Annotated in this window: 16 protein-coding genes; 4 read left to right on the top strand and 12 right to left on the bottom strand. The window is 34.2% G+C overall.

Annotation, left to right across the window (positions count from 1 at the left end):
* Positions 1-74: 74 nt before the first annotated feature.
* From ACIP9G_RS17315 to ACIP9G_RS17350, 8 genes are all read right to left on the bottom strand, one after another.
* On the bottom strand, positions 75-347 hold the full coding sequence (locus ACIP9G_RS17315) for a hypothetical protein (RefSeq protein ID WP_401020997.1): 273 nt from the start codon (positions 345-347) through the stop codon (positions 75-77).
* The gene (locus ACIP9G_RS17320) at positions 344-1,012 is read right to left on the bottom strand and encodes a hypothetical protein (protein WP_401020999.1); all 669 of its coding nucleotides are present in this window, start codon (positions 1,010-1,012) and stop codon (positions 344-346) included. Before ACIP9G_RS17320 ends, ACIP9G_RS17315 begins: the two co-directional genes overlap by 4 nt.
* A gap of 162 nt (positions 1,013-1,174) precedes the next feature.
* Entirely contained in the window at positions 1,175-1,588 is a 414-nt protein-coding gene (locus ACIP9G_RS17325) for a MarR family winged helix-turn-helix transcriptional regulator (RefSeq protein WP_340821642.1), read from the bottom strand.
* 81 nt (positions 1,589-1,669) lie between these two features.
* Positions 1,670-3,154, bottom strand: coding sequence for a serine hydrolase domain-containing protein (locus ACIP9G_RS17330; RefSeq protein WP_401021001.1), 1,485 nt, complete (start codon positions 3,152-3,154; stop codon positions 1,670-1,672).
* A 76-nt stretch (positions 3,155-3,230) separates the two neighbouring features.
* Positions 3,231-3,878 (bottom strand): hypothetical protein, encoded by a 648-nt coding sequence (locus tag ACIP9G_RS17335; RefSeq protein WP_401021003.1) that lies wholly within the window; start codon positions 3,876-3,878, stop codon positions 3,231-3,233.
* Between the two features lies 1 nt (position 3,879).
* A complete protein-coding gene (locus ACIP9G_RS17340; RefSeq protein ID WP_401021006.1) occupies positions 3,880-4,290 on the bottom strand; it encodes a permease prefix domain 1-containing protein in 411 nt (136 codons plus the stop codon).
* Positions 4,287-4,616, bottom strand: a complete 330-nt coding sequence (locus ACIP9G_RS17345; protein ID WP_401021008.1) for a PadR family transcriptional regulator — start codon at positions 4,614-4,616, stop codon at positions 4,287-4,289. The genes ACIP9G_RS17340 and ACIP9G_RS17345 overlap by 4 nt, the downstream gene beginning before the upstream one ends.
* 178 nt (positions 4,617-4,794) lie before the next feature.
* Positions 4,795-5,985: a M14 family metallopeptidase gene (locus tag ACIP9G_RS17350; protein WP_401021011.1), complete on the bottom strand. Its 1,191-nt coding sequence runs from the start codon at positions 5,983-5,985 to the stop codon at positions 4,795-4,797.
* A 285-nt stretch (positions 5,986-6,270) separates the two neighbouring features.
* Here ACIP9G_RS17350 and ACIP9G_RS17355 point away from each other — a divergent pair, with 285 nt between their 5' ends.
* Positions 6,271-9,018 carry an ATP-binding protein gene (locus tag ACIP9G_RS17355; RefSeq protein WP_401021012.1) on the top strand — a complete coding sequence of 916 codons (2,748 nt, stop codon included), beginning with the start codon at positions 6,271-6,273 and terminating at the stop codon, positions 9,016-9,018.
* 7 nt (positions 9,019-9,025) lie between these two features.
* Positions 9,026-9,883, top strand: a complete 858-nt coding sequence (locus tag ACIP9G_RS17360; RefSeq protein ID WP_340821651.1) for a CheR family methyltransferase — start codon at positions 9,026-9,028, stop codon at positions 9,881-9,883.
* Between the two features lie 108 nt (positions 9,884-9,991).
* Here ACIP9G_RS17360 and ACIP9G_RS17365 read toward each other — a convergent pair whose 3' ends face one another.
* The 3 genes from ACIP9G_RS17365 to psiE all read right to left on the bottom strand — a co-directional run bounded on the left by ACIP9G_RS17365 (position 9,992) and on the right by psiE (position 13,475).
* Positions 9,992-11,134, bottom strand: coding sequence for a SpoIIE family protein phosphatase (locus tag ACIP9G_RS17365; protein WP_340821652.1), 1,143 nt, complete (start codon positions 11,132-11,134; stop codon positions 9,992-9,994).
* 275 nt (positions 11,135-11,409) lie between these two features.
* Positions 11,410-12,420 (bottom strand): hypothetical protein, encoded by a 1,011-nt coding sequence (locus ACIP9G_RS17370; RefSeq protein WP_401021015.1) that lies wholly within the window; start codon positions 12,418-12,420, stop codon positions 11,410-11,412.
* A 605-nt stretch (positions 12,421-13,025) separates the two neighbouring features.
* A complete protein-coding gene (gene psiE / locus ACIP9G_RS17375) occupies positions 13,026-13,475 on the bottom strand; it encodes a phosphate-starvation-inducible protein PsiE (protein ID WP_401021018.1) in 450 nt (149 codons plus the stop codon).
* A gap of 264 nt (positions 13,476-13,739) precedes the next feature.
* On the opposite strand from psiE, the gene ACIP9G_RS17380 reads away from it, so the two are divergent.
* Positions 13,740-13,964: a phosphate-starvation-inducible protein PsiE gene (locus ACIP9G_RS17380; RefSeq protein WP_340821658.1), complete on the top strand. Its 225-nt coding sequence runs from the start codon at positions 13,740-13,742 to the stop codon at positions 13,962-13,964.
* Between the two features lie 176 nt (positions 13,965-14,140).
* Here the strand turns inward: ACIP9G_RS17380 and guaC are convergent, their stop codons facing one another.
* Positions 14,141-15,124 carry a GMP reductase gene (gene guaC / locus ACIP9G_RS17385; protein ID WP_340821660.1) on the bottom strand — a complete coding sequence of 328 codons (984 nt, stop codon included), beginning with the start codon at positions 15,122-15,124 and terminating at the stop codon, positions 14,141-14,143.
* A 291-nt stretch (positions 15,125-15,415) separates the two neighbouring features.
* Here guaC and ACIP9G_RS17390 point away from each other — a divergent pair, with 291 nt between their 5' ends.
* Entirely contained in the window at positions 15,416-15,838 is a 423-nt protein-coding gene (locus ACIP9G_RS17390) for a VOC family protein (protein WP_340821662.1), read from the top strand.
* The last annotated feature ends 6 nt before the right edge of the window (positions 15,839-15,844 follow it).

Consider the following 15,844-nt stretch of genomic DNA (forward strand, 5'->3'; position numbering starts at 1 on the left):
AAAGTGTAAGTATAGCGGAAGAAGAGGTTCGAGCAAAATTATGGACGATTTGAACCTCTTTAACATGCATAGTTCTAGATTTTTAGCTTCGAAAAACAAAATGTAATGGAACGTTTTACATAAAGTGAACAATAGAACAGTATGCCAGAAACAACAAGTGCTAAAGGTATACTGAAAACGATCGGGAGATCTACGCCTTGCCAAATACTCATTTTAATTTGGTCAATGCCTACAGTTCGTAAAATACCAGCAAGTATTGTTATTAAGGCACTTACAACAAGCCCCACATATAAGACGGTTAGGACAACTAGTGCTAACGAGCAAAAAAATCCACGTATCATATTCATAGTTGCACCCTCTGTATAATTTGTTGTACTTTCGCATTAGGAGAAATAGTATAGCTTTTTGTGTAATAAAGCGTTTGTATTGTACAATGACTGCCCACTATAACAACATCTCCTTCAACGACCTCCGCATTTGTATAGGAAAGATGCAAATGTTTTCCTGTTATCGATTTACACTGAAGTTTTTTTCTAACAATTGAAATCGATAATTTATCTTTCTCTATCGTTATATCTTCGGCAATTAGCCGATCAATCTCACTTGCTCCTGATAATTTTAAGTGAAAATGTGCTGCATGTATTTCTTGTGCCTTAACAAAGCCAATCGCGTGAAACTGTTGTGCTTGTAAATTTTGCTCAATTGTTAATTTCCCTGAGCTATTAATAGTCGCTATTTGTCCATTGCGTATCTTTAAATTCCCCGCAGTCGTCACTTCCGAAATTTCACAATAATCCTTTATAATACAAGACCCTGTATTTTTTAAAACATGCGCCATAACACATGAATGGAACGAGCTATGACCATGGGTGGAGATTGTTTTTAAGCGAACGTCTTGAAGAAAAGTGACAGCACCGCGAATCTTTAATTGTTCACAGTCAGGTGCTAAATCATTAATAGTGCCACTCGTAAGCGTAATACTACGTTGCCTCTGTATCCCTTCATTTGACATAGTAATCACCTCTTTAATTTAGTTTATATATATTTTAATTATTAAAACATATATTAATTAAAGTATATGTCACTTTACTTTGTCAAGAACAAAAATTGCCTAGCCTCTTGTGCATGTAAATAACGAGGGCAATAAAAAAAGGATTTCAAATTTATTGAAATCCTAAAAAATTTTTTGCATTAATTTATTCACTTCAATTAACACTTTTGCTATCTCGGCTAGTTTTTCTTGTGGAAACTTCAAAAATATTTCATGTACTTTTGTCTCTCCATCATTTGTTAATATCATGTTTACGACGCGTCGATCTTCATTTTCTCTCACTCGTTGTAATAAATTTAATTTTTCTAGTTTATCGCACATGGACGTAACAGCACCAGGGGTTACGCTAAAGAAATCCGCAATTTCAGTTGCTTTCATACCACCATTAATTTTTAGCTGAAGAAGTAGAATTAGTTGGTTTTGTGATAATGATTCACCTTCTGATAGCAGGTTAACAAACATCATCGATTTTTGTTGTATTTCAAGCATTTCTCGCATTATCACTTCTACGTTTTGCATTGGGTTATTATTTAACATTTGATCACAGCCTATTAAAATATTTACTAATTAAATTATATAGCAAGTATAGGATTTATGTTAAGTGAATAACTCTCAAATTCAAAGTGAGGTTTTTGCACTTACGTTCGATTTCTTTAACAATAGTTTTCCTACTATAAGGACACCAACCATTAATAGCATTATAGGTATTAGAAATAACAAATGTCCAATGCCTGGAGCAAATATTGTTACCGTAGAAAGTGGCCCGAATAATTTGGGGAATCCAATTAAAATAAATAAAGGGAGTAGAATATTAAATATCATTAGCGACAACCAATTAAGAACTGTACGGAAGGTTGATATTTTCTGTTTGTTACGTTTGAAATTTTTATAGACCGTGCGAGCAATTAGCAGAATGATTATTACGAATATCAAATCAAATATTATATATTTCATAAAAGGGTTACTATTAGATATAGTAGGTTGTTCATGATGGACAAGTTTGTTAAGGCCACTAACTATGGCATCATATTCATTTAAATTAAAATAATCCATAGCATTGATTTGAAGACTAATACCGTATTGCCTATCTAACAGCACTTTTGCATAAGTGTTTTCTGTCCATCCATTATGGGAGATGACGTCATTATTTACTTCCCAGCCCATGGCATAATAAGTATTATGCGAAATGAACGAGGATGGTTGGTGCAGAGTATGCATTGCGTTTGCTGACAAAATGCTTTTTCCATTAAATTTACCTTCATTCAATTGTGCCATCATGTAATTAGCCATATCTTCTGCGCTAGAAATAATGTAACCAGAAGGAACGGTGCCATCATGGATTAATTGCTCTGTTGGTACCTTCATGCCGAATACAGTTTGATAGCCGTGTGCGATAGTATTGTTGATATCATCTTTTGGATCAGCATAGCTATTGTTCATTTCAAGCGGTTTAAATATAAATTCATCTATATACGCTTTATAAGGGGTATTTGTAACTTCCTCTATGATTGCACCTAAAATGCTATAATTTAAATTCGAATATTCGTAGTGTTTACCAACAGGTGATGACAATTTTATATTTGCTAAGCTTTGTACATGTTCTTTTAATGTTTTATCTCCTTGCGATATCGCTACTTGACCATCATATGTAGAAAGACCGCTCGTTTGGTTTAGTAAGTGTTGAATGGTTATTTTTTTAGATTGCTCTTTATCTGCAAGTTGGAATCCTGGTAGCACATTGTATACTAAATCATCTAAATGAATTTTCCCCTGTTCTACAAGCTGCATAATGGCAAGAGCTGTAAATGATTTACTAACTGATCCAATAACAATAGGTGTTTGTGGTGTCATATTTGTGCCATTTGGGCTAGAGACACCATACCCTTGCAAATATTCAACATGATTTTCTTTAACGATAGCAAGTGAAGCACCTGGAATGTTCAGCCTATCGATTTCTTTTGCCATAAACGCATTAATAGCAGCAATATCTAGAGTTTTATCTGTAACATCACCGTTTGCAAAGACAACACCGTTAACAGTCGTGAATAGCATGAGCAAGGTCATGGCGAAAATTTTTAGAATGGCTAATTGTTTTTTATACATAACGTATATTCCCTTTAAATGTATTTTGCCTTACTGAATTAGGGGCTGGCTACTATGTGAGCACTTGCACGATGCCTTACATTGTAGAGCTTTTATATAGTCTTCTTTTATAAACATAAAAATACATACTTAGTGGCCACCAAAGAACTAAGAAGATTGGATAGATAGCCCAAATTACGCCTGGTGAGGAAATGATGTTGACGATAATAAAAAAGATACTGATGTGAATGCTAGCATACACCGAGAAGGCAACAAATGTTTTCTTCTTAGCGTGATATAGAGATAAGGGCCACCATATAACTAAAAATGCAGGGTAGATTGCCCAAGGATATTGGGGGGACATGATGAAATTTGTTATTGAATAATAAATGATTGTACTTGCGCAGCCAATAAGTGCTATGTTCATGGATTTAGCTTTTTCCTCTAAAAACATAAGAATAGGCCACCAGACAATCGGATATATGGCGTATATGAACCATAAATGCTGCGGTGAATACAAAAGATTTTCAATGATAAGGAAAGCAATGACCATAGCGCTGCAAATTACAGCGTACTGTTTGTATAGTTTTTTTGACATGAAATATAAAGTGATCGGCCATAGCAACAACAATAAGCAAGGGTAAATAAACCATATCGTGTTTGGCGTTGTTGAATAATTGACAATTCCTAAAAACAGCATAGTCATCAAACTACCGACAACAGAAAAACTAATGTAATGCTTCATTTTACTCACTCCATTTCTTACGTGACCATACGAAATACATTGAAAGCGGCCACCATAGTATGGCGAAAATCGGATAGATAGCCCAAATTGTATTTGGTGTGTAGTATAGATTGATAAAAATAAAGAAAGCTGTTATTAAGCCACTTCCCCATAAGGAAAATTCTAAATTTAACTTTGCCATACTTTTCTTTACTGGCGGCGCTTTTACGCCTAATTCTTTTTTTAGATCGTCAATATCTCCAAACTCAACGATTGCTTTATTGATTGCATCCTCTTCTTCTTTTCCTTGCTCCATTAAATAAAATACTTTTTCTTCAAGATTTTCGATGATTTCCTGTTTCACCATTTCTGTTTCATTATTGCGTGGCATGTCTTTAAATAGCTCATCAATATGATGTTTGATTTTTTTCATTCTAAGCCCTCCATAAATAAGTCGATAATTTCCTTCACTTCTGTCCACTCTTTAACAAGCTCGCTTAAATAAGCTTTGCCTAACGAGGTGATGCGGTAATACTTCCTTTTGCCCCCATGTGATACATCACCATAATAGGCTTCAATTACTTCTTTTTTTTCTAAACGTTGAAATACTGCGTATAAAGTTGCTTCTTTAATTTGAAAACGATTATTTGTACGGACGCTTATTTCTTGGGAAATTTCATAGCCATAACGATCCTTCTCTAAAAATAGCCGTAAAATAATTGAATCCAAATGTCCGCGGATAATGTCACTTCGAACCATAAGTCACCTACTTAGCCTTTATTGCTCTATCTGATGGAGTAATATTAACAAAGATTACTCTATCTGTCAAAGTAATATTTGGAACTTTATAGAAAAAATTTATTCCATAATTTAAATATAAAAACCGATAATGCAGGATGAGCATCCTGCATTATCGGTTTTTTAGAAGTATGGATTATTACAAATATAATCCTGCTAGAAAAATCCCTAAAGCTTCTTGGTAAATGTCATCAAACTGACTGATTGGTAGCGGGTTCGTACCGCTACCTAGCTCCACAGTGAACCCTGGTCTGCGCCAGTCTTGTATGAACCAATCTTTATAGCCAGCATAGCTATTTGCTGATTTAACAGGCTCATAACCACTTACACGGCTAAATTCCTCCACCATCGTTTGTGATTCAGGTGGCTCAAGATTTTCAAATCCCCAATAGATTACTTTGCCTTGTGTATGAAACGCTAAAACCCAAGCAAAATTACTTCTCCGCGTTAAATCGGCCATGGCGATAGCTTCAGGTTGAGTCAACGGTGCTTCTCCTCCATAATCTCGCGGTCCTGGTGATTGAGGGTTACGAGCGCTTTCTAGCTCCCATTTTGCTGGGAATTGGTCATTTAAATCGACACCATTGATATTCGCCTTCCATCCAGAAAAATCGGTACTATCATTGTTCCAAGTAATGAGCTTATTTTTTAATGCTTCATTATCTGGTGGGCCATGGAGTACTAAATTAACACCATCAGGGTTAACCATTGGTACGATCGAAAGTGTTGTTTGCTCGTAAAGAGGCAATGTGGAAAGCCCTCGAATAGTCGTTTGATTTGTTAGTGAGAGTAGGTAGTCGTTTAGAAATGTCATGATGATCGGCGTAGTAATCCATTCATTGGCATGAAAAGAACCGTTATAATGAATGCGCTTTGAGCCTTTACCAATAAGAATCTCAGGCATTTGCCGCTGTAAAACGGAGTTGCCAATGGAGGCGTTTTGAAGAAATGGATAGGCAGCTTGTAGCTGTTTAATATCATTTATCATAATGTTGTAGTCGTAATTTTGTTTACCGTTTACGAGGCGCCAAGTGAGCCTTTGGGGGACTTGAATTGTTTGGCCAATGTACAGTCGATTTGGATGAACATCGGGATTGGCAAGCAAAATGGCATTGAGCTGTACATTTTGACTTTGAGCAATTTGCCACAAAGTGTCTCCTTGTTTGATTGAATAACTTGTTGTAACAAATCCAGGAATTTGAACGCGTTGTCCAACTTGAAGTCGTTGAGGGTTGATGTTTTGGTTGGAGTCTATAATTAGTTGAAGAGGTATCTTATATAACTCGCTGAAATACCACAGTGAATCACCGGGTCTTACAAATATGTCCACAGTTTTTCTCCCCTTATTTCAAAATCGTTCATTATAAGATGTATATGAAATTATATAAAGCTTATTAATAAATAAGTGCCAGGCACTGAAACAATTCTGAATTTGAACGCTGTAGAAAAATTTTAAAATAAGGAGATTTGATGAATTCGCTGCTCTGTGTGTTTTAGCTATAGGTATCCAAGGGAAATTAACTAGAGTTGAACAAAGTAAAGTCAACCTGTCAATTTCAATTCCACCATTATACTGTTAATATAACTATAGGACAGTAAAAGGTAGGGGGATTAAATGTATAAAAAGATAAAAATGGGTATACGTACAAAGATTACCCTCGGCTATGTAGTTATTATTCTTTGTTTACTTGCATCAGTGATTATATTAAACAATCAAATTACTTCCCTACAACAGGAAAGGAATCACATTATTAAATATGATGCTCAAGTTCAAACACTTACCAATCGTATTGAAAAATATATTTTAGATATGGAATCGAGCCAACGAGGTTATATGATTACCGGTGATTCGAGCTACTTAGAACCGTACAATAACGCCGAAGAAAATTGGAAGATCGATTTTAATGAATTGTATCAGCTATTAGAAGATAGGGGAAACCAACAAGAGAAGTTAGATGCTATTAAAGTGACGATTGATCATTGGATTGCAACTTCAGGCGAACCGACAATAAGATTTAAAAAAGAAAATAATACGGAAGCATTAAATGAATTTTTCAAAGTGGACATTGGTCGTAAAGATATGGAAACGATGCGAAATCAGTTTGATGCTTTCCGTTCAGATGAGAATGTGTTCACACAAAATAAGGCCAAGCTATTGGACAAAAAAAATAGTAATTTAACATCAGGCTTGTTTGGTATTCTAGTGCTCGTATCTCTCATCTCAATCGCCATTGCTAGTGGGATTTCGCGGTCAATTGTTAAAACAATGAAAGAAGTCACACAAACAATTAAAGAAATGGCGGCTTCAAAGGGTAACTATCGAACAAGAATTCATGTCAAAACAAACGACGAAATAAATGATCTTGCAGTTGCTACAAATGAGTTGTTAGATACATTTGAGCGAAGAGAATGGTTGCAAGCTAATATCGCTGAAATTGTCACTAAATATCAAGGGATTTCAGCTATTACGAAATTGGCTGAAACTTTCCTTTCAGAAATGTCGCACAAGACAGGGTCTTCATTCGGTGCTTTTTATGTTCGGGAAATGCATAATAGCGATGTCTATTTTGTAAAAAAAGCAGCCTTTGCAGATGCTGGAGATAATATTGGGATTGAAAAATTTAAAATTGGACAAGGTTTAATTGGCCAATGTGCGCAGGAAAAACGAGTTTTCATTAACGATGATATTTCGAAAGATTATCGTTTAATAGGAACAGGCTTAGGTGAGGCGCCACCGAAGAGCATTTTTATCTTCCCAATCATATTTGAGGATGATGTAATAGCTGTCGTTGAATTAGCAACAATGACTAGCTACACAGCGCTACAGAAAGAATTAGTGAATCAAATAATTGAAACATTTGGGTTAACGGTTAATAGTATTTTAGGTCGTATGGAAATTGTACGTTTACTAAACGAATCTAGAGCTATGACAGAGGAATTACAAGTTCAATCTGAAGAGCTACAAACGCAATCGGAAGAATTGCAAATGCAAACAGAAGAACTAACAATGATTAATGAGCAGCTAGAGGAAAGAACAAAAGATGCTGAAATTAAAACACAAGAATTAGAAAAAGCTAAAAAAGAATTGGAAGACAGTTCTGAGCAACTTGTATTACATTCTAATTATAAATCTCAATTTTTAGCTAATATGTCTCATGAATTACGAACACCGTTAAATAGCATTTTAATTTTATCTGAAATGTTATCGGAAAATGGCAACAATAATTTAACTGAAGAAGAGATGGAATTTGCAAGAGTCATTCATTCATCTGGTGAAGACTTACTCGTATTAATTAATGATATTTTAGATATATCAAAAGTTGAAGCTGGCAAAATTGAAATAATTTTCGATGAAGTGAACATGAGTGAAATGCCGATACAAATTGAGCAAATCTTTGCTCCAGTAGCGAAGAAAAAAAATCTAGAGTTGCAAATAGTGAAGGCAGAAAATGTTGCTGATATTTTCTATACAGATGAGAAGAGATTCCAGCAAGTTTTAAAAAATTTATTATCAAATGCACTAAAATTTACGGAACAGGGTTATGTGCGTGTAGATATTAAACAGCTTGACCTTGAACAGTTAACAACTAATATGCAAGATGTAAGCTCAGAATGGCTCGAAATTACAGTGTCTGACACAGGAATAGGTATTCCAAAAGACAAACACCAGCTAATCTTTGAATCATTCCAGCAAGCAGATGGTGCTACTGTAAGAAAATATGGTGGAACAGGGTTAGGTTTATCCATTTGTAGAGAATTTTCAAAATTACTTGGTGGCTGGGTTTCATTACAAAGTGAAGAAGGAAAGGGCAGTAGCTTCTCTCTTACTATTCCAAGTTTACCTAATGGCTTAAATGAGGCGACGACTATTGATTCTGCTGTTGTTGAAGTAGTGGCTACTCTTGAAGCTCCTGAGGTAGTTGAGGTGCGGGAGCAAGTGGATGAAAGCGACATTGTCTCTCTAAACGAAGTAGAAGTGTTCCAAGGGAAAAATATATTAATCGTAGATGATGATTATCGAAATATTTATGCATTGAAAGCAGCACTTGAAAATAGAGGTATGAATATTCTCGTTGCAAAAGATGGATTAGAATGTTTAAAGATTATGGAGACGAATAACAAAATAGATCTTATTCTTATGGATATCATGATGCCGAATATGGATGGATACGAAACGATGTCTATTATTCGAACAAAAATGAAGCTTACAGATTTGCCAATTATCGCTTTGACTGCTAAAGCGATGAAAACAGATCGTGATAAATCTTTAGAAGCTGGTGCTTCGGATTATATTAGTAAGCCATTAAATTTAGATCAATTAGTATCGGTGTTACGCGTATGGCTAGTTTCTAAAGGGAGATAAAATAAGTATGGATAATCAATTCCAGAATTTTGAGCTAAAGCAACAATTGAATAAGCATTCGAATATGGAAATTGAGTTACTACTCGAAGCAGTCTATCGTTTATCAGGTTTTGATTTTCGACAATATAATCAATCTTCTATTTCTCGTAGAATATACAATCGAATGAGGGTTAATAATATTCCAACGATTTCTCGTGTATTGGAAAAAGTAATACATGAAGAAGATTTTTTAGAGCAGCTTTTAAATGATTTTTCAATTAATGTCACGGAAATGTTTCGAAACCCTAGCTTTTTTAAAGCTTTCCGTAAAGAAGTCGTTCCTTATTTAAAACAGTACCCCGAGATCCGAATATGGCATGCAGGATGTGCAACAGGTGAGGAAGTATATTCAATGGCGATTTTACTACAGGAAGAGGGACTAATAGATAGAGCGGTGATTTACGCAACGGATATGAATGAGCATGTGCTAGAGAAGGCAAAAAAAGGCGCTTTCTCAATCAAAAAAATGCAAGCATATACAACGAATTATATGCTTGCAGGCGGAAGCCATGCTTTTTCAGAATACTATAAAACAGACTATCAATATGCCTATTTCCATCCTGAACTATTGAAAAACATTATTTTTGCACAGCATAATTTAGTGACAGATCAATCGTTTAATGAATTCCATGTAATTATATGCCGAAATGTATTAATTTACTTTTCACCTGTATTACAAAGCCAAGTACATCATTTATTTTATGAAAGCCTAAGTCAAAATGGCTTTTTATGCTTAGGAGATAAGGAAACACTTCGCTGTGAAGCAATTATTTCGAAATATAAAGAAACCGTAGGCGTTGAGAAAATTTATCAAAAATTAGATTAATAAGCGATAGCAATAATAAAAATCCGCTATACTTTCTGCTTAGACATTGCTTTAATGCATGCTAGTAGCAGAAGTGTATGCGGATTTTTGTTTTTGTCGCTGTCTAATTCATTTTGCCTGTGCTTGAATCATTAATACACACATATCATCAGGTTGGTTTGTTTGCTTTTCTTTAGGAAGCAAATTATCAATCAGACATTGGGTATAATTCCATTTACTAGATGTTAGCGTTTGCAAATGTTTTTCAGACTCTATTTCACATGGGCCCATCGCCTCTAACACACCATCTGTATATAAAACAATTTGGATATCTTTTTCATATTTAATAAGTTGTTTTTCTACCTTTATTTCTTCAAAGAAACCGACAGCACAACTTCCTTGATTTAAAGGAACTAATGTTTCTTCGTCAACAAGAGCATATCCAGAAGGGTGACCCGCGTTTACGTATTCAATCGTTTTTTGTTCAGTATCAATCACTATGTAAATAGCTGTAAAGTAATGAATATTTTCTTCCTTAGCATTCTGTAAAAGCGTCATATAACGGTTCAATTCCTTTATGACCAACTCGGGTTCCACGAGCTGTTTAACAGCTTCTCTTAGGACGGACGAGATAAACATACAAACAAGTGCAGCTGAAATACCATGACCCATCATATCAAGCAAAATGATGGCATAGCGGTTATCGTTTATTTTGTACCAATAATACATATCGCCTGCTAAATTAGAGGATGGGAGGTAGGAAACCTCGATTTGAATATTATCCTCATGTAAAGGTGCACTTAATAAACTGCGTTGTACATGTGTAGCCAAATCTAATTCATATTTAATTTTTGCTTCTTGTTTTGTATGCCAATCTAATTCCGCCTTCAATCGTAGGGCAACACGAATTCTTGCAAGAAGTTCCGTCTTATTAATGGGTTTTGTAATATAATCGACCCCTCCAATATCAAGTGCTTCTGCGAGTTTGTTTTTATCTTCTAATGCTGTAACGAAAATAATTTGAATATCGTTGAATTTTTCATTTTGTTTAATTCGTTTACAAGCTTCAATACCATCTACCTCAGGCATCATAATATCTAATAGTATTAACTCTACGGAACTACCCGCTGGATTTTTAGCATCTAACTGAAGATAGTCAAAAAGCTCATAAGCTGATGAAAGAGATACACAGTTTTCATAACCTGCATTTTTTAAAATTTTTTCAATTACAAATAGATTGACTTGATTGTCATCTACAAGAAGAATTGTCATAGTTTTTACCCCTTATTCTGCTTGGATGTTGATGAAATGCAGATTATAAATTGTATTAAAAATACTCTTAATATCATTATTATACAAAACATTAGAAAATAACGGTATTTTAATGAAATTAAGGCATATTTTACTAGGTAATAAGTTTGCGTTATTATAGAGGGGACTATGTTTTTCATAGGTGAAAGTCGTCGATGAAAAGCGAAATAATAACAACTACATTAATACCCTAAAAAACCGTTTAACTAACCTATTTTTTTAATAAAGTTTCAACTTTATTTAATTTTAGCCTTCTTAAAGCCGCTATAAATATCAAACGCACTTGCTAGAATGGTAATAGCAATACAAACGAATAGTATACGATCTAATGTTACCATAATCTTTGCAGCTGTGGTTTCCATAATAGCTGCCATATATGGAATAGCAGCACTATGAATAAAATCAGGCTGGTTCGCCATGGCAATAAAAACAATGGTACCAATACAATGAAGAAATGCACTTGTAATGGCAATCGGCATGGTCCATTGCCGAATCTTCCATTTATATAGAGTTAAGGCAAAACTTAATATTATCCAACATAAAATAATGGGTTTAAAGGACAAAAGGGTATCTTGATTGAAAATTGGCATGACAAATTTTAAACCAATTCTGTCATCAGATGAGTAAATTCCGATAAGATGAGAAGCGTTAAAATAAATGAAAGAAAAAAAGGCTATTCCTAAAAAGCTAAATATAATATCACTTAGTGGTATGTTGTTGCTTTTAGAGTTTACTATAATTTTGTTTAAATCTTCAGGTGTCCATTCATTGCTCCCCGTGATAAAAGGAATTTGAATTTTAGTGGTACTATAGCGCTCCGCTATAATAAAGGTAATGGTAACCCAAAAAAGTACGTGGAATACTACGCCAATAACGCTGACAATTGTTGTAGTAAATGCTTTGATAATTGTAGTTAAAAATATTTCTTGTTCTGGAAATGAAAAAACACTACTAACAAGGTGAACAATCAATGTTATAAGAATTGCCCAGGGAATAATCATCTTAATTGTCTGAATGTAAGTATTGTACAATTCAGGACCAATTAAATATTTTGGGCCGTCTTGATAGTTCACAGCAAGCTTTGCAGGGTCCCCTAGCTTCAATAACACTTCTTTTACCTCTAATTCTGAATAATTGTCGGGTAACATATCCTCAATTGTTGATTTTAGCTCAAGCTCAATAGCATTTCGCTTGTTTTTAGCGATCCTTCTCGTCACTTCATAAATATATGCATCAATCAGATCCAACTTTTTCATCCTCCTCAGGTAATGTATATAGCTCTTACAACGTTGTTAGAAGCTGTACAAGAGCTAACGTACTGATACATAATCTTTTGGGGCCATCTTTTATACTGTGTTTGCTTTTTCACAGTAGGTTAATTTATAGAGAGTAATCATTGTTGTTTATGGATGCTCTCCGTTTGAGACGCAAGCTCATCATTTCATGGTGCTTTATTGTTATCATACAGCATTAAAAGTCTTGTGGTAATATATGTTATTAATAGATGCTTGAAATAATGTAAAAGCAATTGGCCTAAACCTAAATTATTTTGGACATTAGGAGGGTGTAAATGCGAATTGTAAAGAAATTACTACAGGAAGATGAGATTTTAAAGTATGTAAATATTGTGATTGGTGCCTATCCAGGGGTAGAACAGAATGATTAATATCTGTTTTTAAGCATAACCTAAGCAATGAACGTTCTATAAATGTTTTAGGGGAAGGACGAAATGGCTCTAATCATTTAATTCCAAGTGCATATCAGGCATTGCACAAACTTTTCTTTGTTTTTGAAAAACCAATGTGTTTGACAGCCTTTTAAGCGTAAAGAGAAGTACACTGCATATAGCAGATTACTCCTTTTTAAAAAGAATCGATGAACGAATAGGTCTTTCTAATGGGGTAATATTAATAATAAAATAGCTAATAATTAAAATTAAAATAATAAGGGAATAAATTAAAGTGTTAATAGGATGATCGTGCTCAACGATAATTAATCGAATCATGGCAGTTATGCCAATATAAATAAAGTATCTTAGTGGGAAATGATAATCCTCTTTAAAGTACTTAATAATCATCGTAATAAATTCAAAATACAAAAAGAAAATTAGAATATTCGCGAGGAAAAGTTTATAATCACCAGTACTATCTGCTAATAATATGTGTAGAAATTCAATTAGTTCTTTCATAAGCAGGAAGGCTAATATAAGAGCTAACAATACAAGGCATACGTTTAGAAACAGTTGTAAAGTTTTTGGCACAGCTTTCACGAGTTGCGTATATGTATAATGCTTTTGGTTCATGTTATTCCTCCATTTTCTTATTTAAAAATAATATTTATTTTATAGAATATGAAAAAAACATTATAAAGAGAATGGTGACTGACAGAATAATTGTTACTATTTCGTGTATTTTATTAATACTATAGAATATAACATGACAACGTAAACATGGAATGCGTAATACTGTAAATTACTGTATAGTATTGTAAAAGAAAGTTTTTAAAAAAATTAGGCGGTATGCTAAAATAGATGTGCATGAATATAAAATAAAAGGGGTTTTTTTAAATGGCAAATGCAGCAAAAAATGATGCAAAAATTACACCAGAGCGTTTGGAAGAAGCGTTAGATGTTCGTGACCGTCTTATTATTGAATTATTAGTAAAGGTACTTGACGAGAAATTAGTCATTGAACGTCCTGTATTACGTGAGCGCTTAGGTAACCTTGTTGAGCTTGCTAATCATGATGCAGAATTAAAAGAAACTTTACATGCAGTAATCAACAAGCTGTAAAAATTATTTCTGACTATAGACAAATTCAAAGCAATTTGAGTTTGCCTATAGTCTTTTTTTATTAGCATAAACGAGAGATAATCGCGTGCTCTACAAATAAAAAAACAAAATATCTCGAAAGTGCACGAGATATTTTGTCTATTTGAGCGACTTTGAAAACAGCCGTTTTTAAAATATTAATATACTTTATCGCCGTTGAAAATTGAATTCTTTACGATTACATAATCTACATTTCGAATAGCTTCTAGCTTAGTGCCACCTGCATACGAAATAGATGATTGAAGGTCTTGTTGCATTTCAATTAAAGTATCTTTTAGGCTACCTTTATGTTCTACAAACATTTTTTTACCTTCAACATTTTTCTTCTCACCTTTTTGGAATTCAGAAGCAGAGCCGAAGTATTCTTTTACTAATTTACCTTCGATTTCGATTGTTTCACCTGGTGATTCCTCGTGACCTGCAAATAAAGATCCAATCATAACCATTGAAGCACCGAAACGAACAGATTTAGCAATATCCCCATTTGTGCGAATACCACCATCAGCAATAATTGGTTTAGTCGCAGCCTTTGCACACCAGCGTAATGCTGCTAGCTGCCAGCCGCCTGTGCCGAAGCCTGTTTTAATTTTTGTAATACAAACTTTCCCTGGTCCAATCCCAACTTTAGTAGCATCTGCGCCAGCGTTTTCAAGTTCACGCACAGCCTCAGGCGTACCAACATTACCAGCAATAACAAAGCTATTTGGTAAATGTTTTTTAATATGTTGAATCATACGAATGACAGCGTTTGAATGACCATGTGCAATATCAATTGTAATAAATTCAGGAACTAATCCAGCAGTTGCTAACTCTTCTACAAATGCATATTCCTCTTCTTTTACCCCAACACTAATCGAAGCGATTAAATTGCGATTTTGCATATCTTTAATGAAATTAATGCGTGTTTCGGGATTGAAGCGGTGCATAATATAAAAGTAACCGTTTTCAGCAAGCTTTGCTGCGATATTTTCATCAATAATAGTCTGCATGTTTGCAGGCACTACAGGTAATTTAAATTTGTGTCCACCTAAAGTTACAGATGTATCACATTCTGATCGACTTTCTACGATACATTTTGCGGGAATTAGTTGAATATCCTCATAGTCAAATACGTTATCCATTATATACACTCCTAAAATACGAATATTTTTAAATGTTTGTTTTAAATTGTTCGCCATTTGGTAATTTACATGATTTTTAAGTAAAAGTCAAAGATTTTAACAAAATAAATAAAAAATATGTAGGAGGAGACAAGAAAGTGTTTAAAATATAGAAAATCGCAAACCTTTTTATAAGTATAATATGTAATTGAAATAGTAAACCTATACAGGATTTCACATGATAAGACTAGCTTATCGTTCGTAATCTAAGTACAATATAGTTGTTTCAGAAAATTCAGAGGAGTGGTGGAAATGGCGGTAGAGGTGTATTTAATTTTTAATGGGAATTGTCGAGAGGCTGTATCATTTTATGAGCAAGTTTTTAATACGGACAAGGCTGAAATTATGACATTTGGCGATTCACCAAGTGATCCAAGCTATCCATTACCAGAAGAAGCAAAAAATCTCGTTATGCATACACGTTTATCGATTATGGGAAGCACGGTAATGTTTTCAGATACTTTCCCTGGTTCACCATTTACAATTGGCAACAACGTAACATTAGCTGCTGTGTCTGATGATGAAGCCCAATTGCGAAAAGCATTTGAGGGACTTAAAGAAGGTGGCAAAGTAACGATGGAGCTACAAGAAACTTTTTGGAGTAAATGTTACGGGTCTCTTACTGATAAGTTTGGAATTGAATGGCAGATTAGCCATGAAGAAAAAGCTAAATAAATATAT

It is taken from the genome of Lysinibacillus sp. NPDC093197, assembly GCF_044754025.1.
Taxonomy (GTDB): domain Bacteria; phylum Bacillota; class Bacilli; order Bacillales_A; family Planococcaceae; genus Lysinibacillus.